This window comes from Pseudomonas sp. K2I15, assembly GCF_002204795.1.
GTDB lineage: Bacteria > Pseudomonadota > Gammaproteobacteria > Pseudomonadales > Pseudomonadaceae > Aquipseudomonas.
On the sequence record NZ_NIXO01000008.1, the window covers coordinates 21,579 to 48,443 of the forward strand.

The 26,865-nt window shown below is 60.1% G+C and carries 35 protein-coding genes; 22 read left to right on the top strand and 13 right to left on the bottom strand.

The annotated features are described in order from the left end of the window. Window positions 1-16 precede the first annotated feature (16 nt). Both xylF and xylA read right to left on the bottom strand, forming a co-directional pair. The gene (gene xylF, locus CEC48_RS07530; RefSeq protein ID WP_088423163.1) at window positions 17-1,018 is read right to left on the bottom strand and encodes a D-xylose ABC transporter substrate-binding protein; all 1,002 of its coding nucleotides are present in this window, start codon (window positions 1,016-1,018) and stop codon (window positions 17-19) included. Window positions 1,019-1,099: 81 nt separating this feature from the next. Then, complete coding sequence (gene xylA / locus CEC48_RS07535; RefSeq protein ID WP_088423164.1) at window positions 1,100-2,416, bottom strand: xylose isomerase; 1,317 nt, start codon at window positions 2,414-2,416, stop codon at window positions 1,100-1,102. 153 nt (window positions 2,417-2,569) lie between these two features. On the opposite strand from xylA, the gene CEC48_RS07540 reads away from it, so the two are divergent. From CEC48_RS07540 to CEC48_RS07555, 4 genes are all read left to right on the top strand, one after another. Continuing rightward, entirely contained in the window at window positions 2,570-3,781 is a 1,212-nt protein-coding gene (locus tag CEC48_RS07540) for a DNA-binding transcriptional regulator (protein ID WP_088423165.1), read from the top strand. A gap of 54 nt (window positions 3,782-3,835) precedes the next feature. Next, window positions 3,836-5,986, top strand: coding sequence for a phosphocholine-specific phospholipase C (locus tag CEC48_RS07545; protein ID WP_088423166.1), 2,151 nt, complete (start codon window positions 3,836-3,838; stop codon window positions 5,984-5,986). A 118-nt stretch (window positions 5,987-6,104) separates the two neighbouring features. Beyond that, window positions 6,105-6,476, top strand: coding sequence for a hypothetical protein (locus CEC48_RS07550; protein ID WP_088423167.1), 372 nt, complete (start codon window positions 6,105-6,107; stop codon window positions 6,474-6,476). 80 nt (window positions 6,477-6,556) lie between these two features. Continuing rightward, the gene (locus CEC48_RS07555) at window positions 6,557-7,123 is read left to right on the top strand and encodes a hypothetical protein (protein ID WP_088423168.1); all 567 of its coding nucleotides are present in this window, start codon (window positions 6,557-6,559) and stop codon (window positions 7,121-7,123) included. 26 nt (window positions 7,124-7,149) lie between these two features. Here the strand turns inward: CEC48_RS07555 and CEC48_RS07560 are convergent, their stop codons facing one another. After that, complete coding sequence (locus CEC48_RS07560; protein WP_088423169.1) at window positions 7,150-7,479, bottom strand: hypothetical protein; 330 nt, start codon at window positions 7,477-7,479, stop codon at window positions 7,150-7,152. A gap of 139 nt (window positions 7,480-7,618) precedes the next feature. Between CEC48_RS07560 and CEC48_RS07565 the strand changes: the two genes are divergently transcribed. Beyond that, on the top strand, window positions 7,619-7,894 hold the full coding sequence (locus CEC48_RS07565) for a hypothetical protein (protein WP_088423170.1): 276 nt from the start codon (window positions 7,619-7,621) through the stop codon (window positions 7,892-7,894). Window positions 7,895-7,941: 47 nt separating this feature from the next. Here the strand turns inward: CEC48_RS07565 and CEC48_RS07570 are convergent, their stop codons facing one another. After that, window positions 7,942-9,657 (bottom strand): amidase, encoded by a 1,716-nt coding sequence (locus CEC48_RS07570; protein WP_088423171.1) that lies wholly within the window; start codon window positions 9,655-9,657, stop codon window positions 7,942-7,944. 152 nt (window positions 9,658-9,809) lie between these two features. Here CEC48_RS07570 and CEC48_RS07575 point away from each other — a divergent pair, with 152 nt between their 5' ends. Next, on the top strand, window positions 9,810-10,115 hold the full coding sequence (locus CEC48_RS07575; protein WP_088423172.1) for a putative quinol monooxygenase: 306 nt from the start codon (window positions 9,810-9,812) through the stop codon (window positions 10,113-10,115). A gap of 86 nt (window positions 10,116-10,201) precedes the next feature. Continuing rightward, entirely contained in the window at window positions 10,202-10,456 is a 255-nt protein-coding gene (locus tag CEC48_RS07580) for a hypothetical protein (RefSeq protein WP_088423173.1), read from the top strand. Here CEC48_RS07580 and CEC48_RS07585 read toward each other — a convergent pair. The 4 genes from CEC48_RS07585 to CEC48_RS31530 all read right to left on the bottom strand — a co-directional run bounded on the left by CEC48_RS07585 (window position 10,450) and on the right by CEC48_RS31530 (window position 12,893). Continuing rightward, complete coding sequence (locus tag CEC48_RS07585) at window positions 10,450-11,139, bottom strand: lipopolysaccharide assembly protein LapB (RefSeq protein WP_088423174.1); 690 nt, start codon at window positions 11,137-11,139, stop codon at window positions 10,450-10,452. The genes CEC48_RS07580 and CEC48_RS07585 overlap by 7 nt on opposite strands. Window positions 11,140-11,509: 370 nt before the next feature. Next, window positions 11,510-12,031: a hypothetical protein gene (locus CEC48_RS31525; protein WP_176438686.1), complete on the bottom strand. Its 522-nt coding sequence runs from the start codon at window positions 12,029-12,031 to the stop codon at window positions 11,510-11,512. A 60-nt stretch (window positions 12,032-12,091) separates the two neighbouring features. Continuing rightward, entirely contained in the window at window positions 12,092-12,730 is a 639-nt protein-coding gene (locus tag CEC48_RS07595; RefSeq protein WP_088423175.1) for a helix-turn-helix domain-containing protein, read from the bottom strand. Window positions 12,731-12,734: 4 nt separating this feature from the next. After that, window positions 12,735-12,893, bottom strand: a complete 159-nt coding sequence (locus CEC48_RS31530) for a hypothetical protein (protein WP_176438687.1) — start codon at window positions 12,891-12,893, stop codon at window positions 12,735-12,737. A 216-nt stretch (window positions 12,894-13,109) separates the two neighbouring features. Here CEC48_RS31530 and CEC48_RS07605 point away from each other — a divergent pair, with 216 nt between their 5' ends. Next, the gene (locus CEC48_RS07605) at window positions 13,110-15,257 is read left to right on the top strand and encodes a TonB-dependent receptor domain-containing protein (RefSeq protein WP_088423177.1); all 2,148 of its coding nucleotides are present in this window, start codon (window positions 13,110-13,112) and stop codon (window positions 15,255-15,257) included. On the opposite strand, the gene CEC48_RS07610 is transcribed toward CEC48_RS07605, so the two are convergent. Continuing rightward, window positions 15,254-15,553, bottom strand: a complete 300-nt coding sequence (locus CEC48_RS07610; RefSeq protein ID WP_088423178.1) for a hypothetical protein — start codon at window positions 15,551-15,553, stop codon at window positions 15,254-15,256. The genes CEC48_RS07605 and CEC48_RS07610 overlap by 4 nt on opposite strands. Before the next feature lie 375 nt (window positions 15,554-15,928). Between CEC48_RS07610 and CEC48_RS07615 the strand changes: the two genes are divergently transcribed. The 3 genes from CEC48_RS07615 to CEC48_RS07625 all read left to right on the top strand — a co-directional run bounded on the left by CEC48_RS07615 (window position 15,929) and on the right by CEC48_RS07625 (window position 18,077). After that, window positions 15,929-16,774 carry a DNA/RNA non-specific endonuclease gene (locus CEC48_RS07615; protein WP_088423179.1) on the top strand — a complete coding sequence of 282 codons (846 nt, stop codon included), beginning with the start codon at window positions 15,929-15,931 and terminating at the stop codon, window positions 16,772-16,774. A gap of 158 nt (window positions 16,775-16,932) precedes the next feature. Continuing rightward, window positions 16,933-17,151 carry a hypothetical protein gene (locus CEC48_RS07620; protein WP_088423180.1) on the top strand — a complete coding sequence of 73 codons (219 nt, stop codon included), beginning with the start codon at window positions 16,933-16,935 and terminating at the stop codon, window positions 17,149-17,151. 287 nt (window positions 17,152-17,438) lie between these two features. Continuing rightward, window positions 17,439-18,077 (top strand): hypothetical protein, encoded by a 639-nt coding sequence (locus CEC48_RS07625; RefSeq protein ID WP_088423181.1) that lies wholly within the window; start codon window positions 17,439-17,441, stop codon window positions 18,075-18,077. Between the two features lie 65 nt (window positions 18,078-18,142). Here CEC48_RS07625 and CEC48_RS07630 read toward each other — a convergent pair whose 3' ends face one another. Beyond that, complete coding sequence (locus tag CEC48_RS07630; RefSeq protein WP_088423182.1) at window positions 18,143-18,688, bottom strand: hypothetical protein; 546 nt, start codon at window positions 18,686-18,688, stop codon at window positions 18,143-18,145. Between the two features lie 213 nt (window positions 18,689-18,901). Here CEC48_RS07630 and CEC48_RS07635 point away from each other — a divergent pair, with 213 nt between their 5' ends. Further along, window positions 18,902-19,231 carry a hypothetical protein gene (locus CEC48_RS07635; protein ID WP_176438688.1) on the top strand — a complete coding sequence of 110 codons (330 nt, stop codon included), beginning with the start codon at window positions 18,902-18,904 and terminating at the stop codon, window positions 19,229-19,231. A gap of 3 nt (window positions 19,232-19,234) precedes the next feature. On the opposite strand, the gene CEC48_RS07640 is transcribed toward CEC48_RS07635, so the two are convergent. Further along, window positions 19,235-19,786, bottom strand: coding sequence for a DUF4262 domain-containing protein (locus CEC48_RS07640; protein WP_088423184.1), 552 nt, complete (start codon window positions 19,784-19,786; stop codon window positions 19,235-19,237). 171 nt (window positions 19,787-19,957) lie between these two features. Here CEC48_RS07640 and CEC48_RS07645 point away from each other — a divergent pair, with 171 nt between their 5' ends. The 4 genes from CEC48_RS07645 to CEC48_RS07660 all read left to right on the top strand — a co-directional run bounded on the left by CEC48_RS07645 (window position 19,958) and on the right by CEC48_RS07660 (window position 22,392). Then, entirely contained in the window at window positions 19,958-20,653 is a 696-nt protein-coding gene (locus CEC48_RS07645) for a fumarylacetoacetate hydrolase family protein (RefSeq protein WP_088423185.1), read from the top strand. Between the two features lie 36 nt (window positions 20,654-20,689). Beyond that, window positions 20,690-21,589 carry an AraC family transcriptional regulator gene (locus tag CEC48_RS07650; RefSeq protein ID WP_088423186.1) on the top strand — a complete coding sequence of 300 codons (900 nt, stop codon included), beginning with the start codon at window positions 20,690-20,692 and terminating at the stop codon, window positions 21,587-21,589. A gap of 91 nt (window positions 21,590-21,680) precedes the next feature. Next, on the top strand, window positions 21,681-22,127 hold the full coding sequence (locus CEC48_RS07655; protein ID WP_088423187.1) for a GNAT family N-acetyltransferase: 447 nt from the start codon (window positions 21,681-21,683) through the stop codon (window positions 22,125-22,127). 4 nt (window positions 22,128-22,131) lie between these two features. Next, window positions 22,132-22,392: a hypothetical protein gene (locus CEC48_RS07660; RefSeq protein ID WP_088423188.1), complete on the top strand. Its 261-nt coding sequence runs from the start codon at window positions 22,132-22,134 to the stop codon at window positions 22,390-22,392. 286 nt (window positions 22,393-22,678) lie between these two features. On the opposite strand, the gene CEC48_RS07665 is transcribed toward CEC48_RS07660, so the two are convergent. Beyond that, a complete protein-coding gene (locus CEC48_RS07665) occupies window positions 22,679-23,623 on the bottom strand; it encodes a sensor domain-containing diguanylate cyclase (RefSeq protein ID WP_088423189.1) in 945 nt (314 codons plus the stop codon). Window positions 23,624-23,864: 241 nt separating this feature from the next. Between CEC48_RS07665 and CEC48_RS07670 the strand changes: the two genes are divergently transcribed. Further along, complete coding sequence (locus CEC48_RS07670) at window positions 23,865-24,113, top strand: DUF1652 domain-containing protein (RefSeq protein ID WP_088423190.1); 249 nt, start codon at window positions 23,865-23,867, stop codon at window positions 24,111-24,113. A 4-nt stretch (window positions 24,114-24,117) separates the two neighbouring features. Here the strand turns inward: CEC48_RS07670 and CEC48_RS31535 are convergent, their stop codons facing one another. Then, a complete protein-coding gene (locus tag CEC48_RS31535) occupies window positions 24,118-24,261 on the bottom strand; it encodes a hypothetical protein (protein WP_176438689.1) in 144 nt (47 codons plus the stop codon). A gap of 269 nt (window positions 24,262-24,530) precedes the next feature. Here CEC48_RS31535 and CEC48_RS07680 point away from each other — a divergent pair, with 269 nt between their 5' ends. The 5 genes from CEC48_RS07680 (at window position 24,531) to CEC48_RS07700 (ending at window position 26,733) form a co-directional block, all read left to right on the top strand. Beyond that, window positions 24,531-24,851 carry a YXWGXW repeat-containing protein gene (locus tag CEC48_RS07680; protein ID WP_088423192.1) on the top strand — a complete coding sequence of 107 codons (321 nt, stop codon included), beginning with the start codon at window positions 24,531-24,533 and terminating at the stop codon, window positions 24,849-24,851. Window positions 24,852-24,898: 47 nt separating this feature from the next. Next, a complete protein-coding gene (locus CEC48_RS07685) occupies window positions 24,899-25,480 on the top strand; it encodes an RNA polymerase sigma factor (RefSeq protein WP_088423193.1) in 582 nt (193 codons plus the stop codon). Next, window positions 25,477-25,908 (top strand): hypothetical protein, encoded by a 432-nt coding sequence (locus CEC48_RS07690; RefSeq protein ID WP_088423194.1) that lies wholly within the window; start codon window positions 25,477-25,479, stop codon window positions 25,906-25,908. Before CEC48_RS07685 ends, CEC48_RS07690 begins: the two co-directional genes overlap by 4 nt. Next, the gene (locus CEC48_RS07695; protein ID WP_088423195.1) at window positions 25,905-26,381 is read left to right on the top strand and encodes a periplasmic heavy metal sensor; all 477 of its coding nucleotides are present in this window, start codon (window positions 25,905-25,907) and stop codon (window positions 26,379-26,381) included. The genes CEC48_RS07690 and CEC48_RS07695 overlap by 4 nt, the downstream gene beginning before the upstream one ends. Before the next feature lie 142 nt (window positions 26,382-26,523). After that, window positions 26,524-26,733 carry a YXWGXW repeat-containing protein gene (locus CEC48_RS07700; protein ID WP_076016843.1) on the top strand — a complete coding sequence of 70 codons (210 nt, stop codon included), beginning with the start codon at window positions 26,524-26,526 and terminating at the stop codon, window positions 26,731-26,733. The last annotated feature ends 132 nt before the right edge of the window (window positions 26,734-26,865 follow it).

Consider the following 26,865-nt stretch of genomic DNA (forward strand, 5'->3'; position numbering starts at 1 on the left):
GCAGTGAGCCGTACGCTTACTGCCCGGCGATTTGCGCTTTGGTATAGAACCCGTCTTCTTCCAGCACGTTGACGTTGTCTTTGGTCAACGCAGTCGGCTTGAGCAGGATGCTCGAGACCTGTTTGCTGCCGTTGTCGTACTGCGAGTTGTAGGCCGGTTTCTCGTCACGCACCAACTGCACCGAGAGCTTGGCCGCCTCGGACGCCAGCAGTTTGAGCGGCTTGTAGACGGTCATGGTCTGGGTGCCGGCGATCACGCGCTTGATCGCGGCGAGGTCGGCGTCTTGCCCCGAGACCGGCACCTTGCCCGCCAGTTTTTGTGCCGCCAGGGCCTGGATCGCGCCGCCGGCGGTGGCGTCGTTGGAGGCGACAATGCCGTCGATTTTGTTGCTGTTGGCGGTCAGGGCGTTTTCGACAATGCTCAGGGCTTCGGTGGGGTTCCATTCCTTGACCCATTGCTGGCCGACAATCTTGATGTCGCCCTTGTCGATCGAAGGCTGCAGCACCTTCATCTGGCCCTGGCGCAGGATCTTCGCGTTGTTGTCGGTAGGTGCGCCGCCGAGCAGGAAGTAATTGCCTTTAGGCTGCGCGTTCAACACGCCCTGGGCCTGCATCTCGCCGACCTTTTCGTTATCGAAGGAGATGTAGGCATCGATATCGGCATTCAGAATCAGCCGGTCGTAGGACAGCACTTTCACCCCGGCTTTCTTGGCCTCGGCGACCACGTTGTTCAGCACCGTGGCGTTGAACGGCACGATCACAATCACATCGACGCCCCGGGAGATCAGGTTTTCAATCTGCGAGATCTGCCGCTGTTCATTGGCATCCGCCGATTGCACATAGACCTTGGCGCCCAGTTGCTCGGCAGCGGCGGTGAAGTAATCACGGTCGCGGGCCCAGCGTTCAAGGCGCAGGTCGTCGATGGAAAAGCCGATTTTCGGATGAGCCGCATCGGCCATGACCGAATTGGAAAGCAGTGCCAGAACGCTGGTGAATAAGACAGTTTTCAGGTGTTTCATGATGGTGAGTCCCTTTTATTGTTGTTTAGACGCACTTCTGGACCTGGAACGTGTTGCGCACGAAACGCTAGAGCGTAGCGGTCATGGGTAGATAAAGCGATTTACCACGCCTTCGAGCATTTCCTGGCGGCCACTCACGGCTTTTGGGTTGAGTTCATGGCTGAAGGCATGCTCGGCCAGCGACTCCAGGCTGAAGTCGCCGCCGAGCACGGCACGCCCGAACGATTGGTCCCAGCCGGCATAACGCTGGGCCTTGAACTGCTCGAGCGCGTCGTTCTGCACCATGGCCGCCGCGCGTTCCAGGGACAGCGCCAGCACATCCATCGCCGCCACGTGGCCATGGAACAGGTCCACTTCATCGAGGCTTTGGCGGCGCACCTTGGAGTCGAAGTTGTAGCCGCCGCCTTTGAAACCGCCGGCCTTGAGTACCTCGTAGGTAACGAGTGTCAGTTCCTCGACGCTGTTGGGGAACTGGTCGGTGTCCCAGCCGTTCTGTGGGTCGCCACGGTTGGCGTCGATACTGCCGAAAATGCCCAGGGAGGCGGCGGTGGCGATTTCATGGTGAAAGCTGTGGCCAGCGAGGGTGGCGTGGTTGGCCTCGATGTTGACCTTGATCTCTTTCTCCAGGCCGAACTGGTGCAGGAAGCCAAACACGGTGGCGGTGTCGTAGTCGTATTGGTGCTTGGTGGGCTCCTGTGGCTTGGGCTCGATAAACAGCTCGCCGGTGAAGCCGATTTTGTATTTGTGCTCGACCACCATGCGCATGAAGCGCCCGAGTTGCTCGCGCTCGCGCTTGAGGTCGGTGTTGAGCAGCGTCTCGTAGCCTTCGCGGCCGCCCCACAGTACATAGCTGGAACCCTTGAGGCGGTGGGTGGCGTTCATCGCGCTGAACACCTGGGCCGCCGCATAGGCAAACACCTCGGGGTTGGGATTGCTCGCGGCACCGGCGGCAAAACGCGGGTTGCTGAAGCAGTTGGCGGTGCCCCACAGCAATTGGATGCCGGTCTCTTCCTGATGGCGTTCGAGTTCGTCGACCATCTGCGCGAAGTGGTTGCGGTACTCCGCCAGGCTGGTGCCTTCGGGGGCAACGTCGGTGTCGTGAAAGCTGTAGTAGTCGATGCCCAGCTTGGAGAAAAACTCGAACGCCGCTTCTGCCTTGCCGCGCGCCACCTGCAGTGCTTCCCCCGGTTGCTGCCAGGGCCGCTGGAAGGTGCCGGCGCCGAACATGTCACTGCCGGGCCAGACGAAGTTGTGCCAGTAACACGCAGCCATGCGCAGGTGCTCACGCATCGGTTTGCCGAGGATCAGTTTGTTCGCATCGTAGTGCCGGAAGGCCAGGGGAGAGTCGCTATTAGGGCCTTCGTAGAGGATTTTATCGACAGCGGGAAAGTAGGGCATCGCCAGATCCTTGTTGTTATGAATGCACGTTAACCTTGCCTCGATACTAGCAACGCCCTCCGGCCAACCGATTATGAAAATCACCAGAGCGGGGTTCGATTTTGAGTAGCTTTGCGCGCATAGTTGGCCAACACCTCGCAAGGAGCCGCCCTCGTGAAAACTGTCCCGCCTGTGCACCGGATTGCCCTGCTGTTCAACGGCAACAAGATCTACGATCGCGGCATCATCACCGGGATCGGCAACTACCTGAGCAGCACGCGGGTGTCGTGGGATTTGTTTCTGGAGGAGGATTTCGTTTGCCGGCTCAAGGGCATCGAGCGCTGGCACGGCGACGGGATCATTGCCGACTTCGACGACCCGGCAATGGGTCCGGCCTTGGCGGGTGTGCATTTGCCGGTGGTGGCGGTGGGCGGGTCTTACGAAGATGAGCAGGCTTACCCACGGCATATTCCGTATGTGGCCACCGACAATTTCGCCCTGATCAAGCTGGCCTATGAGCACCTGATCGAAGCCGGGCTGACGCGCTTTGCCTGTTTCAGCCTGCCGCAAGCGGATATCAACCGCTGGGCCCAGGAGCGCGAAAAAGCCTTCCGCCGTCTGCTGGAGCGCGATGGCCTGCCGGTGGAGGTGTATCGCGGGCTGGGCACCAGCGCACCGCTGTGGGATTCGGCGGTGGAACAGCAGATCGCCTGGCTGCACAGCCTGCCTAAGCCGATCGGCATCATCGCGGTCAGCGACGCCCGCGCCCGCCAGTTACTGCAAGCCTGCCTCACCGCCGGCATCCCGGTGCCGGAGCAAGTTGCACTGATTGGCATCGACAACGACCCGTTGACCCGCACCCTGACCCGCGTGCCCCTCAGTTCGGTGATCCAGGGCACCGAGAAAATGGGCCGCACCGCCGCGCGCCTGCTGCACCAGATGTTGCACGGCATGCCCTCGGCAGGCAGCCAGATATTGGTGCCGCCGGAAGCGGTCAACGTGCAGACCTCAAGCCTGCACCAACCCCTGGGCCACCCCTACGTGATGCAGGCGCTGCACTTCATTCGCCAATACGCCTGCCAGGGCATCAAGACCGCGCAGGTCGCCAACTACGTCGGCGTTTCGCGCTCGTCCCTGGAAGCGCACTTTCGCAGCGAACTGAACCGCAGCGTCCACGACGAAATCCTGCGCTTCAAACTCGCGGCTGCGGTTGCCAGCCTGGAAAATACCGGCGCGGCGATTGCGGATATTGCCTACGACTGCGGGTTCAAATCCGCGCAGTACCTGCACACGGTGTTCAAGCGTGAGTTCGGGTGCACGCCGAGGGAGTATCAGGTGGGGCAGGTTGAACGCGATTCAAACGATGTCATTTCTTTGTCGCCTTGACTCCCTACGTTGTCTTGAGTCTCGCTCCAGAACCTCAAGGGATTGAATAGCCTTATGCCCACTCTTACACGCAGGACGCTGCTGCAGGCAGCCGCCATCGGATCAGCCTACACCCTGTTGCCCGACTCCATTCGCCAGGCCCTGGCGATCCCCGCCAACAATCGCACCGGCACGATCATGGACGTCGAGCATGTGGTGATCCTGATGCAGGAAAACCGCTCATTCGATCACTACTTCGGCACCTTGCCCGGTGTGCGCGGGTTCAGTGACCGCTTCACCATTCCGCTGGCTGGCGGGCACCGGGTGTGGGAGCAGCAGGGCGTCGGGCGCAGGATTTTGCCTTATCACCTCGACAGTTCCCGTGGTAACGCGCAGCGGGTCAGCGGCACGCCCCATTCCTGGGTCGACGAGCACGCTGCCTGGGGCAGTGGCCGGATGAATGCCTGGCCGACGTTCAAGACGCCCACCTCGATGGGTTACTACCGCGAGCAGGAGGTGCCGTTCCAGTTCGCCCTCGCCAACACCTTTACCTTGTGCGATGCGTACCATTGTTCGGTGCACGCCGGCACCAATCCCAATCGGCTGTTCCACTGGACCGGCACTAACGGCCCGACCGGTGCCAACGTTGCGGCGGTGGTCAACGAGTGGGACGGCCCCGGTGCGGTGGGCGTGGGCTACACCTGGAAAACCTACCCCGAGCGCTTGGAAGAGGCGGGCGTGAGCTGGAAGGTTTACCAGTTTTTGCCGGATAACTTCGGCGATAACCCCTTGGCCGGTTTTCGCCAGTTTCGTGCGGCCAGCGTCGCGGCCGGCAACCCCGCAGAACCACCGAAAGACTTCAAAGACTTTGTGCCTTACAGCGACCAACTGAATGCCCGCGTGCCATTGTACAAAGGTAACGGCAACACACTGCCGGCCGTCAGCGGCAGCCACCTGGAGGCGATCATCCAGGGCTTTCGCAACGACGTGAATGATGGGCGCCTGCCCCAGGTCAGCTGGCTGGTGGCACCGGCCGATTACTCCGAACACCCCGGGCCTTCCAGCCCGGTGCAGGGCGGTTGGTTCACCCAGGAAATTCTCAAGGCGTTGACCGCCAACCCGGACGTCTGGAGCAAGACCGTGCTGCTGGTCAACTACGATGAGAACGATGGTTTCTTTGACCATGTGCCGTCGCCATCGGCCCCGTCAAAACGCTTGGACGGCAGCTTTGCCGGCAAGTCCACGGTGAAGTTCGACAGCGAGATGTTCACCCATCCGGCACCACCCGGTTCGAGCCAGCAACCCGCGCCTGACGGTGGCGTGTACGGGCCCGGCCCACGGGTGCCGATGCTGGTGCTGTCGCCGTGGAGCCGTGGCGGTTGGGTCAACTCCCAGGCGTTTGATCACACCTCGGTGCTGCAATTTCTGGAGAAGCGCTTCCACGTGCGCGAGCCCAATATCAGCGCGTGGCGCCGCGCCGTATGCGGCGACCTCACCTCGGCCTTCAACTTCGTCAACCCCAACACCGAAACCCTGCCGCCGCTGCACACCCTCAGCCGCCAGGCCGCCGACTCGCTGCGCCAACACCAGGAGCAACTGCCTCAGGTCGCCCTGCCAACCGTGGGCCAGCAACAGGCGCCGTTCCAGGCGCGAATGGCGCGGCCGTCCCGGGCGTTGCCTTACCAGTTGAACGTCGAGGGTTCGGTTGACCGGCGCGCCAGTTCAGTGAGCCTGGACCTCTTTAACAAGGGTGAACAAGGCGTGGTGTTCCACGTCTACGACCGCCTGCACCTGGACGAAATACCGCGTCGCTACACCGTCGAAGCGGGCAAGCACCTCAGCGACACTTGGCAAGTGACGGGAGCCTACAAGCTCTGGCTATTGGGGCCGAATGGCTTCCACCGTTCGTTCAAGGGGCACCTACAGCGTCGCGAGCCGGAGTTATCCCTGGCGTATCACGGCGATACGTTGCTGCTGACCCTGGTCAACCCCGGCAAGCGTGCCGCCTCGGTGACCATCGAGCGTTGCCCTTACACCAAGCAGGGGCCCTGGCTGCTTGACATTGCGGGCGGCAGTACCGTGCAGCGCACGTTCTCCTGCCAGCCCAATGGTGGCTGGTACGACTTCAAAATACGCGATGAACACGGTTGGGTACGGCGGGTGGCGGGGCGGATCGAGACCGGGGCGCACAGCATCAGCGATCCGTTGATGGGTAAGCGCGGGTAACGGCTTGGTTCAGGTGCCGGGGGGTGAACGCCTGCACGGTCAAATAAGGAACCAGATGGGAACTCTCACCCTTAGGGTGATATCATTTGGCCACTCATTTGAACGTAAAAGGGATTTTATGCACGCGTTTCTTTCCAAAACCTTCGGCGGCCTCACGGCTCGGTATTACATCCGACAGTTTCTGTTTGGCTTGATGTTCAGCGTCGCCATCATTTGGAGCCTCGCCCATTCCAAAACCGGGCTTTCGGGCAAATGGGGTGTGGTGGTGTTCTCCGTCGTGTGCAGTTTGTTGTATCCGTATGCACGCTTCGTCTATGAGAGCGTGGTGGGTTACGTCATGGGCGAAAACGTGTTTTACGTGCCCGCCATACCCATGCTGCTGGTCAAGCTGTTCACCATGGTGATGTGCTGGAGCATGGCGCTGTTTATCGCCCCGGTGGGTTTGATTTACCTGTATTTCCATCACAGCCGCGCAGCAGTGCTTGATTGATTTCACCGAGTCGACGCCTTTAACGGGCGCTTGGCTTATGCCGGGCGCAAGCAACCCGGCATCTTGAAAAGAGTCTTTCCGTGAGCGAAGTGATCACCAGCGTGTTACATCAGGCAGCACAGAATTTTGCTGCCAGCCTGGACGAATTTTACCCGTCCTACGGCAGCAACGGCCTCAATGAGCGCAACCTTACCTACCAGATGTCCAAGGCATTTGAGGCGCGAAGCAATGCTCATGCCTTTATGGAAGTGCCGTTTCTCAACCCGGTGACCGAGCGCTACGAATTCCGTATCGATTGCATGTTGTTCGACCCCACTACCGTTGCTTTCGTTGAGTGCAAGCGGCTCTACAGCCCGGAAAAGGCGGAACAACTGCGCCTTGATTTCCATCGGATGAGCGCAATGAACCTGGCGCCACTGATGGAGAAATTCACCCGCGCTGAAACCGGCGAACGAAGCGTATATCGCGTCATGCTGGCGGAGACTTGGCAAAAAGCTACCGTGGACTGGTGGACAGCCAAGGACAGCAGCCGCAGTTGGGACAATGAATGGCTGCCGGATGAGCGGGGCGTGTTTGAGGTCAAGACATTCGAGAATGGCAACACGTTGTATTGGCTGTTTGCCTATGAGTTGTTGGAGCTTGCTTGATCGCCATGGCTTGAAGCGTTGGCCTGCTAGCCATTGACCTGCACTGCGAGCAGCGCGCGCTCTTTGGTCAGCGGGTTCATGACACCTGGGCCACCGCCGCAATGAAGGTACAAAAAGTAGTGGTCTTTGTGGTCGTGCAGGATCCGGTAAGTCTCGGGCGGCCTGCGCGTACCACGGGAAAGGTTTCGGTCCACAAGCAGCTCGTAGGTCTCGATGTGCAGGTGTTGCAGGGCGGCTTCAAAGTCGGCTTTGACTTTTTGCTTCCATCGCCGGACCCGGAGAGCTTGCAAGAGGGCTGCGAGCAAAATTAACAGCACCAGGCCGACAAGTGCGACGGGTTTTATTCCCTGTTCCATGGGGCGGCTCCGTGTCCTGTGAAATTTCGTAAGCCCTTTCCCTGTTTACTGTAGGAGCAGGGCTATCCATCTACGCAGTGCTTGAAACAAAAACCACGCGGCCATAGCCTCACGCTTTTCCTGAAACTGAGGCCCTGCATTGGGTAAGCGAAAAACGGTTTGGCCCACGGAGCGGGAAGTTCGACTGCGCTTTATCCTGCTGGCAATCATTGAAACCGCCTGTGATCGAGGCGTTCCCATCGAGCGACTGTTGCTCTCGTACATAGTGCTGCGCAACAAGCCGACCCAGGAGCAGCTTTGGGAGGCAATCAGCGACTGCGTGCTTCTTGATGAGATGCGAGGCTTTCGATTTGAACCCGGGTCGGAAGCCGATCAGTTGATGCGCAAACTCGGCGATGATGCCGTTCAGGTATGACGCTGCAAAAAGGGATTGGAACCTGAACCGTTCCAATCCCTTCCTGTTTACTGCTTGCCAGCCACCAACACCGGCGTGCGCGGCGGCACCAGGCGCTTGCTCCCCGTCGACTCATACGCCGACGCCAATCGCAGCAGCGCCGAATCATCATAAGCCCGGCCGGCAAAGGTCAGCCCCACCGGCATGCCGATATCCGCCATGACGCCCATCGGCACGGTCACCGTCGGCACGCCCAGATGGCGGATGGCGAGGTTGCCGTTGGCCACCCACACACCGTTGCTCCAGGCGATGTCCGCCGACGCCGGGTTCACATCCGCATCCGCCGGGCCTACGTCGGCGACGGTCGGAAAGATCACCGCATCCAGCCCCAATTTATCCATCCAGTCTTCAAGGTCGATGCGCCGTGTTTGTTCCAGGCCGCGCAGGCCATCGGGCACGGTGCTGATCTTGTTCCACGGTGTAATGCCGCGCTCGGCCATGCGCACGTATTCGTCCATGCCGGCGGCCAGGTCGTCTTCGCGGTTGGGCAGGGTGCCGGGGTCGTGGGGGAAGATTTTCGGGCCGTCGACGTCTGCCAGGCGGTTCAGCGTGGGGTCGTTGTTGGCGCGCAGAAAATCATCGAACGCCCAGGCCGACAGTTCCCACAATTCATCGTGGAGAAATTTCTTGGACACCAGGCCACGGGTAAACACTTTTGTGGCGCCCGGGCGGTCGCCTTCGCAGTTGGAGACCAGCGGGAAATCTACCTCTACCACTTCCGCGCCAGCCGCTTCGAGTGCCTTGCGCGCGGCTTCCCAGAGGTCGATCACTGAGGCGCGGGTCTTGATTGGCTGGCCGGTGGGGCCGCCGATTCCCGGGTCGTCGCTGGTGCCTGCTTGTGGGTCGGCGTTGATGTACATGCGCGGCACACCGAAGCGTTTGCCGGCGAGTGCATCGCCGGTCGCGGCCAGGGCGCCATAGGACTCGGGACGTACCGAGGCGACGCTGGGGATCGGCACCCAGGGTTGCATGCGCCACAGGTCGCCGCGTGTGTCAGGATCTTCCGCCACCACCACGTCGAGTACTTCAAGCAGGTCGGCCATGGTCCGGGCGTAAGGCACGACCACGTCCATGGTCGGGGTCAGCGGCCAGTTGCCGCGCACCGAGATCACGCCACGGGACGGGGTATAGGCGCACAGGCCATTGTTGGAGGCCGGGCCACGCCCACTGGACCAGGTTTCTTCCGCCAGGCCAAATGCCGCGAAGCTCGCCGCAGTGGCCGTGCCGGCGCCATTCGAGGAGCCTGAGGCGAACGGTGCGGTGAGGTAGTCGGCGTTGTACGGGCTCTCGGCCCGGCCATACACGCCGCGCTGCATGCCGCCGTTGGCCATCGGCGGCATATTGGTCTTGCCCAGGCAAATCGCACCGGTGGCGCGCAGGCGCTCGATGGTGAACGCATCGCGGTAAGCGGTCAGGTTCGCGAACGCCGGGCTGCCGGAGGCGGCGGTGAGGCCCTTGACCAGGTAACTGTCCTTGGCCGTATAGGGGATGCCGTCGAGCGGCCCCAGGGTTGTGCCGCTGGCCCGGCGTGCATCGGATGCCCGGGCTTCCTCCAGCGCTTGCGGGTTGCGCACCACCACGGCGTTGAGAGCGGTGGTGGTGTTGGGTGTGTCGTAGGCGTCGATCCTGGCGAGGTAGGCCTCTACCAGCTCGACCGCCGTGGTCTGGCCGGACTCGAGCGCAGCGCGCAACTGGGCAATGGAAACTTCGGTTACTTCGATCACGTGGTTATCGCCGGGTGTAGAAAAGGGGGAGGGCTTGAGTGCTGACTCAATCCATTCAGTGAAAGTAGCTTACTGATAGATTTTTCGTAGCGCCAGAGAATGGCATCCCTTACTGTGGCCCCTCACTTCCCTTATCGATAACGGTGCTGTTTATGTCCGCTGAAGTCCGGCTTGTCGTCATCATCAATACCCAGCCTGGGCGGGGTGCGGACCAGTTGGCCGCGTTTGCCAAACTCGCGCCGTTGGTCCGGGCTGAAGCGGGTTGCATCCAGTACGACCTGCATCCGGTTGACGGCAACAGCGACAGTTTTGTGTTGATCGAGACGTGGGCTTCAAAGGCGGCGCTCAAAGATCACCACGCTGCGCCGCACATGCTGGAGGCCGCGAAGCACAACCCGACATTCCGTGCGGGGCCCGCCAACGTATTGGTGCTGGAACCCGCTATCCAGACGCTCTGACTTCAATCCGGTGGCTCCAGGGTTTATCATTGCCCCTTCATTTTTTGCTGCCCGGAAAGATTTCGATGTCGTTTACAAGGACTGTCATGGCGAGCGCACTGCTCGCCGTTCTGGCCACCCCGGCCCATGCTGCCAACCTGGACTTGACCTACGAGGCGCCCATCCTCAGCGCCGTACCCCTTGCGACGCAGGCTGAGCCCAAGCCGCGCTTCCCGGTCAAAAGCCTGGCGCCGGTGACCGTGGAAAACAGCTGCACCGGCCCGCAGTGCACGTACGAAACCGACATCAGCCTGCCCCGTGAGGAGCAGACGGTGCGGCGTATTTCCATCGGGATTCAATGATCCCTGGATTGCTCCAGCTCGTTTTGCAGCGAGTGAAGGCGACTGTCATCGGGGTACTTTGATTTCAACTGTTCCAGGTGGGTTTCGGCTTGAGCGTATTGACCCACCTTGATCAGGTTGCGCACCAACACTATCTGAGTGATGCGCCCAGGCGATATATCAAAAGCGGCTTGATTGAAGACGAGCGCCTTGTTGAAGTCCGCATACTCTTTGCCGTTGTCACCCAGATAAAGCAGGCCCAGCACATTGTTGGCGGCGAGCGTGTGAGGGCTGATGTTTACCGCTTGTTCAAGCCGCTCACGCGCAGAAGGTATTTGGTGGCGCATAAGGTCGGCGTCAGCCATGTTGACCAAGTAGTAATAAGAACCGGCCGGGTAGTACTGCGCTGCCTGCGCCGCAAAGTCTCCGGACCTCGGATAGTCGCCCATTTCGTAGTAACTCAGTGAGATGAAGCGCAGGGCGCCCGCTTTTTGTTGGTCGCTGGCCGCCGGGTCTGCGGCAATTTTTTTGAAACGCGTGATGGCCTCCGAGTTGTTTCCATCGTCCTGAAGTTTTCCGCCTTGAACAATGCTGTCTTTCAGCTCTGCTTTATGTTCGGTGGTCTTGATGTACTCCTGAACCTTGTCGCATCCGGTCGTTAAAGTGCATAGCAAAAGTATGAGCAGCAATCTGGATTTGCCCATGGATCATTCCTGGGTGGGTGGCTTGCGAAAGTCATCGACAAGCAGGCTGGAAACTTGAGCACTGATCTTGGTTTGCCGCGTCCGACGAACCGGTTCTTCGCCGGGTGAGCGTGTATTTGTACCGTGGTTAGATCGTTTATTTCCTTATGATTGGATGCCATTCCCCAATCGCATATCCATCGCGCCGGTTCAGCCCTTATCGCGGAGCTGATCGGCGCGATCGCTTCATAACGTCTGTCATCACGGATTTGTCGGCTGTCTCGCCCCGATTAATCCCCATGCAGCATCTATTCTTGCTGCTGGGCCAGCGCCTTGCGCCGTTGTGCGGCATCTCTAGAATCGGCCCCAGAACTTACTCATTTCCTGTCGATTACGGAGTTTCGAACATGATGAACGCCATGCAGATGCCAATGAACAACGCGATGCCAATGATGCCGATGATGGGCATGCCAATGATGATGGCAACCATGACCTGCAAGATGACCGACGAGGCCATGATGTGCACCATGAAGCCGGCCGCGGGCATGGACATGGCGATGTTCAAGAACAACGCCGAAATGATGGCGATGATGATGAACTGCGGCATGCCGATGATGATGCAGTGCGCCAACATGTCGATGATGTGCATGTCTGAAGACGGCATGGCGATGATGAACAGCATGTCTGCCATGAACATGCCGATGATGATGCCGATGGGCATGCCGATGCCGATGATGAAATGCGTCATGGAATGCAAGATGGAAGCAGACTGCATGACCTGCAAGATGATGCCGATGCCTGGCATGAGCATGGACATGATGAACAACTGCTGCATGCTGATGATGAAAATGATGAACGACTGCGCCATGCCGATGATGATGAGCTGCAACGGCATGCCGATGATGTGCTGCACCTGCTGATTCGTTTGGCGTGAAACCAAAAAGCCCCGGCGAGTGCCGGGGCTTTTTGCGTTTCAGTCCAGGCGTTCCGGGTAGGTGATCACCAGGAACGCCACGGCCTCGCTGTCGGCCGGGTTTCGATAACGGTGGGGCTGGTCGGCGTAGAACAAGATCGAATCGCCGGTGGAAAGCAGGTAGCGCTCTTCGTTGACGCTGACTTCCAGCACGCCCTGGGCCACTACCAGGTTTTCCTGGATGCCCGGCCCGTGACCTTCTGAAACCTCCTCGCCAAGCGCCTTCAAGCGTATCTCGTAGAACTCCGACTGGCGTGCCATATCGTAGGGAAACAGCGCGCGGCTGATGAAAGTGCCATCGGCACTCACCAGGCGTTTGCTCTGCTGCGCCGGCAGTAGTTCAACCCCTTCGAACGCACGGTTTTCCAGGAAAGCCGCCACCGAAACTTTCAAGCCTTTGGCAATCTTGCACAGCACCTTGATCGACGGCACGCTGCGCCCGGATTCAATCTGCGCCAGCATCGCCCGGCTTACACCGCAGTTACGCGCCAGGGCATCCAGCGACAGGTAGCGTTTACTGCGCAGGCGTTGCAGGTTCTGTGCGACGCACTGGCCGATGGCGTCATCGTCGCCGCTGTTGCAGTCCTTGGGTTTGGAGGGGAGGTCGGGCACTTCGGGAATCGCGTGCAGGAAATTCATTGCCTCACGCCCGGCGGGTATCGCTGGACGCCGTCGTGTGTGCGGTAAACACCGCGACCCCGGCCCGTGCCGCGTACATCGCCCACATCAACTCAGCCGCTGCGCGTGCCTGGCGGCGTTTGCGATGGAGGGTGAAATCGATGACCGTGGCGGATGTTTGCATGACGTAAATCTCTGGGGACTCAATGGCTCTACAGTAATCCGTACGGCTTATTTCCATAAATACTGAGTTTGCATTTGGTAATTCGATTTTGGACTTAACGCTGAATGATGGCTGTCCGTTCATAAGTGGTGACCCGTCGGGCCTCAGAGGCTTCCCACCACAGACCTTGTGCTGGGCCAAGCCCGACGCAAAAACGAATTCCAAGGATTTACCCCCATGCCCCCCGCGTTTCTGTTCCCCGCCCGAAAAGCCTGGCCCTTGCTGGGTTTTGGCGCTGCCCTGAGCTTCAGCCCGGCCTCCCAAGCCGAAGACACGCTGCAACTGGCACCCGTTGAAGTCAGCAGCGCCGAACTCAGCGCCGACGAACTGGCCCAGGCCCAGCTCAAGAGCGTGCCCGGCGCCACTAACTACATCGACATGGGCAGCGTCGACCAAGGGCGGGTGAGCACCAACGAGGACGTGTTCAAATACCAGGCCGGCGTGTACGCCAAGGCGGCGAACAACGAAGGGGTGAAGCTTTCGATCCGTGGCTCGGGGATCAACCGTGGCCCCGGCGCCCACGCATCCGGCCTGTACGAGACCTTCGACGGCCTGCCACTGACCGGCCCGGGCGGCACGCCCTACGAACTCAAGGACCCGTTGTGGCTCAGCCGCGTTGAAGTGCTGCGCGGCGCCAACGGTTTTGACCAAGGCGCATTGGCGTTGGGTGGTGCGGTCAACTATGTCACCCACACTGGCTACGACGCACCCAAGTTGCAATTGCGCTACGAAGCCGGCAGCCATGGCTACGCCCAGCGAGAGATCAGTTCGGGGCAGGTGCTGGGCGATGCCGACTACTACATCAGCCTCACCGACTCGCAATACGACGGTTTCCAGAACCACAGCGCCGGCAGCGGCAAAGGCATGGCGGCCAACTTTGGCTACCGCTTCAACCCCGACCTGGAAACCCGCTTCTATTTCCGCTACCGCGAAACCGACAACGATTCCCCCGGCAAGCTGACCCGCGACCAGATCAGCCACGACCCGCGCGCCGCCGCCACCCTCAACGTGACGCGGGACTCCAAGCGCCTGCAACCGGGCTCGACCTGGATCGCCAACAAAACCATCCTGCACCTGGACGACAACGCCCGGGTCGAGGTCGGGCTGGCGTATCACGACTACCCGATGGACCTGCGTGAAGGCACCAACCGCCTCAAGGTCGCCTACACCGACGTCAGTGGCACCGTGAACTACATCCGCCAGGACACGCTGTTCGGGCGCGACAGCAAGACCACCCTCGGTTTGCGCACGACTCAGGCGATGCCCAACAACGGTGGTTCGGAGTTCGTGCGGATTCCGGTGGGCAATACAGCTGGCTATGCGCCCGGCACCAAGACCCGTGACTACAGCTACCTGGGTTCCGACAGCGTGCTGCATATCGGCAATGACCTTGAGCTGGTGCCAGACCTTTGGCTGACCACCGGGCTGGCGGCGATCTACACCCGTCGTGAAACCGAAGTCAGCTACCCAGAAACCCATACACCGGTCAGCCAGCACGATTGGGATTACGCACCACGGGTCGGCCTGCGTTATGACTTCAGCCCGCAACTGCAGGTGTACGGCAACCTGAGCCGTTCGGTTGAACCACCCCATGCGTGGTCGATGATCTGGGGTTCCAACAAGTATTTCCCGGCCAACAGCGGCCCGGCGAGCGGGTTGCAGCGCGAAGGCGTGAAGCTGAAAAACCAGACCGCAACCACCCTGGAAGTCGGTGGGCGAGGTGAGGAATGGTTCGGCCAGTGGGACCTGGCGCTGTACCGTTCCGAGGTGCGTCACGAACTGCTCAGCGTCGAAACCCAGGCCGCGACCTCCACCACGTCCGCCGTAGTCGCCGAGTCCAACGCCAGCCCCACCGTGCACCAAGGCGTGGAGCTGAGCCTGATCAGCCCGCTGTGGGACGGCGGCCGTACCGGCCAACTCGCCGTGCGCCAGGCCTACACCTACAGCGACTTCCACTACCGCAACGACGACCGCTTCGGCGACAACACCTTGCCCGGCATTCCCAAGCACTACTACCAGGCGCAACTGCGCTACAGCCATCCGAGCGGTTTCTACACCAGCCTCAACGGCGAGCATTCATCGCGGGTGGCGGTGGACTACGCCAACTCCTACTACGCGGCGGCCTACACGCTGCTCGGCGCGACGGTCGGGTATGACGCGCCGAAGCACGACTGGCAAGCCTGGGTCGACCTGCGCAACCTCACCAATCAGCGCTACGCGAATACGGTCACGCCGGGTTATGACGACAAGGGAATGGACGTTGCGCGTTCGACGCCGGGGGATGGCATGGGCGTGTACACCGGGGTTTCCTGGAGCTGGCGTTAAAGCAGGGCCTCGATCTGCGCCTGTTCCCAGGCACTGAGCAGGCTGACCGGGTCGGTGCCGAAACGTTGCCAGTTCTCGGGGCTGCCGGTCCTGCCGTCGGGGGATTCGCAGGAGAGGCAGCCGCTGAGCACGCCATTGTGCGCGAGCAGGGTGATATGCCAGCCATCGACGCGAAACAGCTTCCCCTCGATATCGATTGGGGACATCGCGGCCTGCACAGTGCGGCTGCCGAGTGCGATGTCTTTGAGCAGTTGGTAAGCCTCCCGCGCAGAGACGGTCGACGTGGATGTATTCATGAAGATAAGCCTTTTTCGGGGGCGTGCAGTGTCGCGTTCCTGGGAGAGCGTTTCAAGTTTACGGCGCTATTGCACGAGCCGGATTTTTTGATTTTAACGCTGGTTTTTTTGTAACAATTACGTGTATAAGATAAAGTCTGCTCAACTGAAAGATGCTTCTTCATGAGCAGTTAGTGCCTTGCGCTACTGGCGTGGGTGCTTAAGCGGGTACGCACATGGAATGTCGCCGTACGCGCAAATACAGTTAGCCAACTGTCAGCAATCAACTTGATAGCGTTGTCATTTCATCATGGGGTGGCTTTCGTACTACTGGGATCAATTGCGTGCGTTTTATCGACTTGAACTTAATTAAACTGTTGTAAATGGAGTATTACCATGCAAAGGAAAGCACTGTTCAAATACCTGGCGTTGTTGTGGGTGCCGCTGATGGCGGGCTGTATCAGCACCCAGCCTTCACGGGCACCGGAACTCGCCGTTCAGGCGCCTGTCGAGCAGGCGGCTACGGTCGATAACTGCTCGCAAGGCTGCCCTTCCGGCGGCGGGCCGCTGACGCTGAATCGCCAGGCCTACACCCTCAACAACAACGCGTCGACCAAGTTTGCCAACTGGGTGGCTTACCGCATTACCAAGTCCACACCAGCCAGCGGGCGCCCGCGTAATTGGCAGACGGACCCGGCCATTCCGGCGGGTGAAACCCTTGATCCTGTTGACTACAACGGCGCCAACGTGGCACTGAAGGTCGACCGCGGGCACCAGGCAAACCTGGCGTCGATGGCCGGCGTCGCCGACTGGCAGACCCTCAATTACCTGTCCAATATCACCCCGCAAAAGGCCGATCTGAACCAGGGCCCCTGGGCGCACCTGGAGGACCAGGAGCGCAAGCTGAGCCAGGACGCCACAGTGGATGAGGTGTATGTGATGACCGGTCCGCTGTATGAGAAATTCATCGGCACCTTGCCGGGCACCAATAAGGTCCACACGATTCCCAGCGGCTACTGGAAGATAGTTTCCGTGGGTAAATCGCCGCAAGACGGTCTTTATGCCTCCTTCATCCTGAATCAGGAAACACCCAAGGGCGCCAACTTCTGTGACTACCGCGCAACGGTCGAACAGATTGAACAGCGTTCCGGGCTGACATTCTGGAACGAGTTGCCGCCAGCGGTGCAAACCGCACTTAAGTCCAAGCAAGGGCAACTGCCGCAGAGGATTGGTTGCAAGTAACTACTGCGCTCTAGAAGTTAATCATTAATTATCATCCGTCCATTAAGTTGGCAGGCTGAGTAGTGCCTGTCGACTCATGGTCGCTTTAACTAAGTAAGCAGTTAATGAGTAAATTAAAAGACTGTTATCGTCTACCAGCATCCTGCTAACTACACATCATGCATGACTTTCCTGTAGCTGAGGGTGATATAGCGCGTCGCCAATCCCTGTCCACCGCCTTCACCAGGCGCCCGGACGACAGTACCTCGCTGACCACGGCGGCCATCTTCGAACTGCGCCAGACCAACATGCCGACGCGGGACCCGGACGCTTCCCTCCTGTGCAACGGCTCGCGCTGCCAGGTGCAGGACGGTGAATGCCACCAACCTTGCGAATAAAGAGTACGTCGCGTCCTGCTATTCCTACTCGTGGTGCTGGTAGCGCACTGCAGGCGAGCGCGACACGCCGGCCTACTGTAGGAGCGAGCTTGCTCGCGAAGAACCTGAGAGCGGCGCGTTAAACCAGACACACTGCGTTATCGTTAACGACCTTCGCGAGCAAGCTCGCTCCTACAGTGACCAAGAGTATTTTATCGAAGATGGCCTTTTAACATTGCTGCTCACTCTTTATCATCCGCCCCCAGCACTCCGGCCATGGAGACGCTCCATTCACTAAGGAAGTCGTAATGCACATTGGAAAAATGCTGGGGTTGGCCCTGATCACGTTGTCGATGAGCGGCTGCGCCAGCTTCACGAAGGACGAAGTGGCGCCCGTCACGCTGCCATCGAAAGCCAGCTACGCCAACAAACCGAACGTCTACGTAGACTTCAAGTTCTACCAGGGCGAGCCGACCAACGCCGCTGCCGCCGAAGTGCCACAAGCGCGGGAAATGCTCAAGCCACAGCTGCAGAAAGTCTTGACCGACTCCGGCCTGTTTGGTCGCGTTACCCTGGATGAATTCCAGAAGCAGCCGGGCGATTACAACCTGCGCCTGAAGGTCTACAACCATCCACCGGGTGGCGGTCAACTGGCCCTGGCCTTTATCAGCGGCTTTACCTTCACCATCATCCCGGCGCTGGGGACTGATCAGTACACCATGAAGCTGGAATCGCTGGACCCACAAGGCCAGACGCTGAGCACCGGCAGCAACCATGACGCGATCAATACCTGGATGGGCATCTGGTTTATCCCGCTGATGGCCAACACGCCAAAAGACGCGGTGACCGACACCTTCACCCGCCAGGTCAATGCCCTGCTCAAGCAAATGGTCGACGGCAATAACCTGAAGTATTCGGCACTGGATGCCGGCGTGCCACGGGCGTGACACGTTGCAAAAAATAAGCTGAAACGGCTGCGAGGGCAGGGTGACCCGCCCTCGCAGCACAGGCCTTACTTAAGCGCCTGGATAAACAGCGGGTCGCTGTACAACGACTTGAGCAAATCCCGCACCATCGGGTTGTAGGCATTGGCTGCATTCGGGATCGCAATGAACCCGAAAAACGAACTGGGCCAGGTGTGATTCACTTCCTTGGTCGCGTCGTACACCACGTCATTCCCCTTGAGCAGCGTAAACCGTGCGGCCAGCGTGCCGTTGCCGGAACCCACGCCTGCGGTCAGCGAATTCTTCACCACCAGCACTTGCAGATGACGTTCCGCTTGCGGGTTCAGCAGGCCTGCCAATTGCAGTTCCTGAGTGATCGCCGCCTGGATATGCGCTGGGATGCTGCCACTGGGCGAGCGGATCGGGTTGGCACGTACCGTCAGCGAGCCTTCGCCCGATGCGGCCGTCACTTGGGCATTGCTCACGGGTTGCAGCGGCGCTGCTTGCTTGAGGACCTGGACGTTATCGAAGTTTGGCTCGTATTGCGTCATGGTGACGCCGCAACCTTGCAACAGCAGCGCGAGCAATGGGGTCAACAGTAGAAGCTTTTTCACGGCATTTCCTTGCGTGAGTGTGGGAGAACTCGGCGATTATCGTCAGGCAATGGCCGGCAGGCAATCGATAGTGGCAAAAGGCCCTAGGATCCCTGTAGGCCTTGGTCCCGGCTACCTGCCGGAAAAATCCCCGAGAAGGCAATTTGCTGGCCCCTTTGTAACAAAATTCTCGCCAAAATCACTTTTATTTTCAGGTGGTTAGGCGGGATGCAAATGCGCAATGTTGGAATCATGCTGGTCGCCTGTTCCCTGGCGGGTGGGGCGGTTTCGGTTGAGGCTCGGGAGCTGCGGGACAACGACCGCTACATGTGCAGTTGGGGCGCGGGCACGGCGGCCCGGGCGCAGGAATTGAAATTGTCGGGCGTCTCGCTGTATGCCGCGCGCCAGAAGTTGCACACGTACAAGTTCAAGAAGCCCTGGATGCACATGATGGCCATGGGCATCACCGAACAGACCTACGACAGCCGTTCGCGGGTCAAGCCCGAGGTGATTCGCCAGAGTTTTTATCAGGACTGTCTGCGCTACAAGCTGGCGCGTAAATAACCCCTATTTATCCAGCAGTAACTGGAACCTGGAGAATGACTGATCGTAGTTGGGCTCCCATGGAAAGTGCCCTTGCTTGTCCGGCCAGACCATTTGCAGCGCGGGGAAGTCGGCCTTGATCGAGGCGTAGAACCAGCCGGCATAACCGAGGTATTCGCGGTAGTGCTGGCGGGCCACGGGAATGAACGCGATGCGCATGCCTTCGGCAATATCGTCATAGGGCGTGTAGGTTTCATAGGCGGCTTTTGCACCCGCAAAGCGGATGGCGGTGATGTTCAGCAACTGCTGTGCAATGTGCGGGGGCAGCCCGAATACGATGATTTCCGGCTGGCCGAAGTTTGCGTAAAACCCCAGGGAGTAGGCAAATGACGGCTCACCGTCTTCGGCACGTACATGCACGTGGTGCCAGCCGACTTTCTTGATATCCGCCAATACCTTCTCGTCGTACTCCGAGTCTGCCTTGGGCAACTGGAATCCCGGGAGCGGGGCCTTGGCCGACGTGTTCATCGAGAACAATGAGGCGGCGAAGAGGGCGACGGCGCGAATGATGTTCATCAGAGTCCTTTCTGCTGGATCGTGAGTGAAAGCGCGATGAGGCTAGCAGCGTTGGGTTCGGTCGGCAAAGTGATCGATGCACCGCCCAGTACAAAATCTGCGTAAGCCTGTCCAACTTCGTCCTGGAGCCAGTGCGCATACTGGCCCTAGGTAACCGAAGAGGCCTATGCCATGACCCGCTACGTCATCACTCCCAACGCAACCCCATCGCTCGCCATCCAGGGCGACGACGCTCGCTTCCCGCTGCGCCGGGTGTTTTGTGTCGGGCGCAACTACAGCGAACATGCCCGTGAAATGGGCCACGACCCGGACCGCGAGCCGCCGTTCTTTTTCATGAAGCCGGCCGATGCCGTGGTGCCTGCCGAAGGCGTAATCGCCTATCCGCCGATGACCGCCGACCTGCACCATGAAGTCGAGTTGGTGGTGGCCATCGGCAAGGGCGGGGTGGACATCGCCCCCGAAGACGCCTTCGCGCATATCTGGGGTTATGGTCTGGGCATTGACTTGACCCGCCGCGACCTACAGGCCCAAGCGAAAAAGCTGTCGCGGCCGTGGGAATGGGCCAAGGCCTTCGATGAATCGGCACCCTGCACCCCATTGCAGCCGGTGAGTGCCGTCGGCCATCCGGGCACTGGGCGTATCTGGCTCAAGGTCAATGGCGAGCAACGTCAAGTGGGCGACCTGGCGGACCAGATCTGGTCGGTCAGCGAGGTGATCAGCCACGCGTCTAAATCCGTGGCGCTGAAGGCTGGAGATCTGATCTTCACCGGCACCCCGGCGGGCGTCGGCGCCTTGCAACCGGGCGATGTGGTGACTGCCGGCATCGACGGCCTGGCCGAACTGAGCTTCTCCCTCGGCAAAGGTTGACGCTACAGTGGTGCCCAGGCCCTCCGAGAAATACGTATGCCCGGCACCCGCATCACCACCTACGGCATGGAACAGCGCAGCGACCGCCCCGACTTCTACATCCGCGACAAGCGGGGCAGGGCGGCGCTGACCAGTCCCCATCGCCATGAATACTTCCAGATCCAGATCAACCTGGGCGGCGACACCGTGCAGCACATCGGCGGTGCGGTGCGCCCGTTCCCGAAAAAGGCCCTGGCCTTTATCCTGCCCCATCGCCTGCATGTGATTCCCCATCCCGAAGACGGCGACTTCATGCTGATCAATTTCAGCCAGGGGTTTTTCCTGCCGCAACTGACCTGCGACCCGCTGGACCTGGAAGACATTCCCATCGGCCAGGCCCCGGAACTGTCGCCGTTTCGCTTCCAGGAACAGCTGGATTTCATCCTCGAAGACGCCGCATTCGAGCAAGTGAAAACCTGGCTGGAACACATGCGCGCCCTCGACGCCCACCGCAGCTTCGGCGCCCGGGAACGGCTCAAGGGTTACCTGTTCCAGTTGATCGGGCTGGTATGCCAGCAGTACGCCGAACCGCTCCAGACCTTCGCGGCCAACAACGCCACCCGGCGTGGCCGCAAGGACGCCCTGGCCCGGGTGCAGGGCTACATTCGTGAGCATTTGCACGAACCGTCGCTGAACCTGACCGATGCCGCGGCCGCCGCCTTTCTATCGCCCAACTACCTGACCCACCTGCTGCGCAAGGAAACCGGCAAACCCTTTTCCCAACTGGTGCTCGACCGGCGCATGCAACTGGCGCGCACGCTGCTGCTCAATAGCCCGCAGATGATCGGCGCGATTGCGCACCGTTGCGGGTTTACCGATGAGGCGTATTTTTCCCGGTGTTTTCGCAAGGCCCACGGGCTGGCGCCGGGGCAGTTCAGGCGGCGTGAGCAGGATTAGCGCGTCATTCGGCTGACTGTTTTACAAATCCAACACAACCCATGTGTTTCAATTTACATACAATTGAGCGTCTCATTGGGAGGCGGTGCACATGGGTACGGTTATACGGGTGGCAACCCAGGACGATATCGAGGCCATTTTCGAGATTCGCACGGCGGTGGTGCAGAACCATCTAAGCCGCGAGCAGATGGCCGAGCTGGGTATTACCCCGCAGGTCGTCGCCGACAGCATGCGCCAGGCTCCCTGTGTGTGGCTTGCCGAAGTGAAGGGTACGCCCGTCGCGTTCTCGATGGTCGATCTTGCCGAAGGCGAGGTGTTCGCGCTGTTTGTGTTGCCGTCCCACGAGAACCTCGGGTTAGGCCGCCAATTGATGGCAGTGGCCGAGGCGGCGTTGTTCGAACGCCACGACACGCTATTCCTGATCACCGACGGGCGCGATCAGGTCCGGGCCAATGGCTTTTACCAACGGCTTGGTTGGTCAGTGGTCGACACAGCCGAGGGCGACGACGTTCGCTATCAGAAACACAAGGTGCAATGAGTGTATGAGTCAGCTGGAACCCCCTCAATCCAACGCCTTCCGCTACTTTGTCGTCGGGGTTCTATGCGTGGCGGTATTGCTGGGGGCCTACTTCGTTCGGCTCAATGCCCAGGTTGACCGGCAGCGCGAAGAAGCGGCAGAGCGTTTGGCGTTGTGCCGTCAGGCGGCCGCCGTTTCGCGCCCCACGCCCGAGGACGAACTTGTATTGGTGGATCCGTGCAAACACTTGAGTGAGCATTACCTGAAGAAGCCCACGCACTTTTAATCAATAACCTTATTTTTATCGCGGAATTAAACAGCGCAAGTTTGTTTAAATTGGAATTCGTTGCACCAAAAAGTGGCACTTTGAATAATCGGATCCATTAAAAAAGTGTGGTTATTGAATGACTTAGCGCTGTTGTAATCCGACGAAAGGTTGAAAATTATCTTGTTACAAGTTTTGCCGCTCGGTAATATAGCCATGCGTTCACCTCCCACGGTTTATGCATTTTTAAATCCCAAGTTTCCATCAGCTACTTGGGATTTTTTTTGCCCGCGATTTGAGCTTTGTATCAACCCGCCACGTCGGCAAACTCCGCGCGCATCCGGCCATTGCGCTTGGCCTGGTACAGCAACTTGTCGACCGCTTCGACAAAGGACAGCGCCGCGCTTTGCGGTTTTACCGTGCAAGTGCCCACGCCCAGGCTCAGCGTGAGCAGGTTCGACACCGCCGAATGCCCATGCTCGATCTGCTGCTGGCGTATCAGGTGCAAACAACGTTCGGCCACGCGCCGGGCGGACTCGGCATCGGTCTCCGGCAGCAGCCACACAAACTCCTCACCGCCGATACGCGCAATGAAATCCCGTGGCCGATTGGCCGCCTGCGACAGCGTGTGTGCAACCTGACGCAGGCATTCATCGCCCTTGATGTGCCCGTAGAGGTCGTTGTACTGCTTGAAATAGTCGATATCCAGTAGGATCAACGACAGCGGCAACTGGCTACGCTGGGCACTGGTCCATTCGCGCGCAAGCACCGTGTCGAACATGCGCCGGTTGGCGATGCCGGTCAGGCCGTCCTGGAAGGAATATTCCTCCAGCTGTTTTTGCAGGCGTATCAGGTGTTCTTCGGTTTTCTTGCGCTCGCTGATATCGAACATGAAGCCGATCAGCGCTTGCACCTCGCCGTCCTTGCGCTCTACGTGCACCACGTCGCGGATCCACACGTACTCGCCGCTGGCGGTCAGCGCCCGGTAATCGGCCTCGTGGTCGACCCCTGCGCGGGACTGCGAGACGCAGAAGTTGACCACGTATTCGCGGTCATCCGGGTGCATGCGTTCCACCCAGTCATCCACGGTGGCCCAGCTCTGCGGCGTCCAGCCCAGCAACGCCTCGATTTGCGGGCCGATGTAGCTGAAGGTCATGGTTGCCCAGTCGATGCGCCAGGGAATGGCCTTGGTCGATTCCAGCAACGTTTTGTACACGGCATTGTCGGGTTCGCTCGGCGGATCGATGCTCATGCGGGGTGCTCTGGGTGTCGGAAAAAACATAGCATCTGGCCATCATCGCCAGGAATCAAGCGCTTCGCGCGGCATCGGATGAGAGGTCGTGGTGTGGTTTTTCTGGCGTCAGCCGGCCAGCGGTTTTAGTCAAAATGAGCACTAAGTATCACTTTCGACTCAATTCCCTGGCGGCTTGAAAAAGCTCATCTACCCTAGACGGATCACGTCCACCGAGTCTGGTCCAGCGAAGGGTGCCCGCATGGTCTCGATAGCCGAGTTTCGCCACATCATGGAGTCCGGCTTCCTGCCGCTCGCCTGTGACTGCTCGTTAAACAGCGACGGTTCGCTGCGCATCAATATCTTCGACCCGGCCTCCGGGCGCGTCGACCTGCTGCTGACCCGCGTGTCGCCCCAGGGTTTGGACAGCATCCGTTCCATCTCAAACCTGATAGGCGAACTGCGCACCGAGATCAAGGCTGGGCGCAGAGGGTTTGCGGCGTTCAGCTAATCGATCAGGAAACCGCTTGTGTAGTCGGGGTGGTTACGACCCCGTAACCGCGCCAGCAGCAATGCTCGCGGTGGCCCGGCAGGAACACGCAGCCGCCAAGGTTCATGAGCAGGACAGCGGCAACCAGCAGTGAAATTCGACGAGACATGGTGATTTCCTCAAGGTAGTGAACGTTGCCGATCAACAGATTTGCCTGCTGATTGCCAACGGTTAACCCTTGAACGCGACCGCCTGGCCAAATCCGTCGCCGCTTTTTGCATATTTCATCAAACCCCCGCACACCCTGGGCAATACTGGCCCTGTCTGGCGTCTTGAACGGTCGCGAAAAAAGTTGATTGTGACGCGACGGATTTCCCCGGCACCCGCCGTTCAACCCTACAGCTGCGATCACTGGCGATCGCTGATGAAGGAGTTGTCATGAGACTTGCACGACCGCTGGCCAAATTACGTTATGCCCTGTTGATCCCGCTGGCATTGGCCGCCCTGGTCAGCACGCCGACCTTTGCCCAGACCGAAGTGATCATCCGCGATGCACCGCCACCGATGCGCGTCGAGGCGGTTCCGGTCGAGCGCCCTGGCTATGTGTGGGACCGCGGGCACTGGCGCTACGAAGGGCGTGGCTATGCCTGGGTGCCGGGCCACTGGCAGCCGGTGATGCGCAACGCCCGTTGGGAACCTGGCCACTGGGAGTCGCACGGCCCCAACTGGTACTGGAAGGAAGGGCACTGGATTCGCTGACCGTTCCGTCAACCTGACCCTTAGCCACCGGACCGAGACTTGCCCTATTGAAAGACACTGATCCGGACGTTGAGCTGTTGGCCCGCATCGGTAACAACGAACCGGCGGCCATCAACGAAATGGTGACGCGCAAATTGCCGCGTTTGCTGGCGCTCGCCAGTCGGATCCTCGGGGATGCCGACGAGGCCAGGGACGTGGCCCAGGAAAGCTTCCTGCGGATCTGGCGCCAGGCCGCGAGCTGGCGCAGTGGCGAAGCGCGTTTCGACACCTGGTTGCACCGCGTGGTGCTTAACCTGTGCCAGGACCATTTGCGTCGGCGCAAGGAGCGCCCGTTGCACGACGAGGAGGCCATGAACGAAGTGGTCGACAACGCGCCAGCACCCGATGAACAGCTGGAAGCGGCTGCCCGCAGTGAGCATATGGCGCAGGCGCTGGCGTCGCTGCCTGATCGCCAGCGCGAGGCGATTGTGTTGCAGTACTACCAAGAGCTGTCGAATATCGACGCCGCGGCGCTGATGAACATCAGCGTCGAGGCACTGGAGAGCTTGCTGTCACGGGCCCGGCGCAACTTGCGCAGTTACCTTGACGACACACCCGGGCCCGCCCGCCCAGGAAGGGGAAGACCATGACGCCCGAACGATTTGCCCAATTGGCCGAGGCTTACGGCGGCCACTTGCACCGTTGGCCCAGCGCCGAACAGGCCCAGGCCCAGGCACTGCTGGACGCAGGCGATGCCGGCGTACGCGAGGTGCTGCATCAGGCGCGATGGCTCGATGGCCAACTGGACGGCTATCAACTGGCGCCGGTCGACCCGGCGCTGGCGCGGCAGATCCGCCAGTCTTTTCCCCAGCGCCAGTCCTTCTGGGCGCGCTACGCGGGCTGGCTGTCGCCTGCCGGTTTTGTCGGCGTGGGCATCGCCGGGATCGCCGCCGGAATCCTGGTGGCATCCTTGAGCGTGCCGTTGCCCATGCTCGGTCCTGAAGTACTGCCGAGTGTCTTCGACCAGGGCGACGCTGAAGTCGTCTTCACCGTCAACGCCGAGGAAAGCGAGCAATGACCCCGTCACCCAAGTACCTGAAGCCGCTGTTGGTTGTGTCGGTGTTGTTCAACGTGTTTTTGATCGGTGGTGTCGGCGGTGGCCTGTACCACTGGCTGGCAACTGCCAAGCCCGCCGAGGCGGTGGTGAACCAGCATGGCTTGCGCCAGGCGATGGTCAAGTTGCCGCCGGAACGGCGCAAGGAATTGCGCCAGTTGCTGCGTCAGAACCGCGCCGATAGCCAACCGCTGGTGCTGGCGGGGCGCGAGGCGCGGCTGGATGTGATCAAGCAACTGGAAGCGCCAACCCTGGACCGTGCGGCCTTGGTGACGGACTTGGGCAAGGCCCGCGAGGCGGACATGGCGCTCAGGGCGCTGGTGGACAACACCCTTGCGCAGTTCGCCAGCACCTTGCCCCGGGATGAGCGCCAGCGGCTGGTGGAGGCGTTGTATTTGAAAGGGCAGGCGAAGGGCAAGGCCGCCAGAAATAACTGAGATGGGCGCTGATCGTTCCCACGCAGAGCGTGGGAACGAGCATTAATCACTGAGACGGGCGACGGATTTTCCCGGTTGGCGGCGTTTAACCCGGGTAAGCCCGCCACTCAGGCGACGGCTAGTCTCATTGGGGAACCGTGCCATGTCCCGCATATTCAAGGCCACGCTGGCTGCCACGTTGATGGCGGCTGCGTTATCCGGTTGTATTGTTGAACCTGTTCATCCGCGGCGTCCGCCGCCATTGGTTGAGGTGGTGCCGGTGGCACCTGCGCCGGGGTATCAGTGGGTGCGGGGGCACTATCGCTGGGGGAACGGGCAGTGGTTGTGGGTGCCGGGGCATTGGCGGTATTGATCCTTCGGCGCTATTGGCAGCGACACAGAAACCCTGTGGGAGCTGTCGAGCCCAAGCGAGGCTGCGATGGGATCGCTGCGGTACGACAGTGATACCCAGTTGATCCCATCTCAGCCTCGCTAAAGCTCGACA